The sequence below is a fragment of the Roseburia faecis genome (assembly GCF_001406815.1).
GTDB classification, from domain to species: Bacteria; Bacillota; Clostridia; order Lachnospirales; family Lachnospiraceae; genus Roseburia; species Roseburia faecis.
The window spans coordinates 1-510 of the sequence record NZ_CVRR01000080.1; the positions used below are offsets into that span (position 1 = coordinate 1).

At 38.2% G+C, this 510-nt stretch carries 1 pseudogene; it reads left to right on the top strand.

Features of this window, described 5'->3' with window-relative positions:
• Positions 1-123: 123 nt before the first annotated feature.
• Positions 124-510: pseudogene (locus M72_RS14915) on the top strand (tyrosine-type recombinase/integrase); the annotation flags it as partial.

Sequence of the window (510 nt, forward strand, 5' to 3'; positions counted from 1 at the left end):
TCTAAATTCACAATGGATTGCCTGAGAAATTATTAAGATTTTCCTAACTTTCGAATTTAGGCAACTCAAAATGCTAACGTAAATTACATATCAGTTTTTTATGCGTCATACATATTCTCCAATATACTTCCAATCCAGATAGCTTATTATGCAGGACTTCGTATCGGTGAAGCCTGTGGTCTGGCATGGCATGATGTGAATCTTGAAGAACAGTGCCTTACAATCAGACGCAGTATCCGATATGATGGTTCAAGGCACAAGAATATCATCGGACCAACCAAACGAAAAAAGGTAAGGATTGTTGATTTTGGAGATACACTGGCAGAGATTCTTCGCACTGCCCGAAAGGAACAACTTAAAAACCGAATGCAGTACGGAGAACTTTACCACAAAAACTACTACAGAGAAGTAAAAGACAAAAACAGAGCTTACTATGAGTTCTATCATCTGGACGGAACAGAGAATGTTCCAGAAGATTATAAGGAAATATCCTTTGTCTGCTTAAGACCG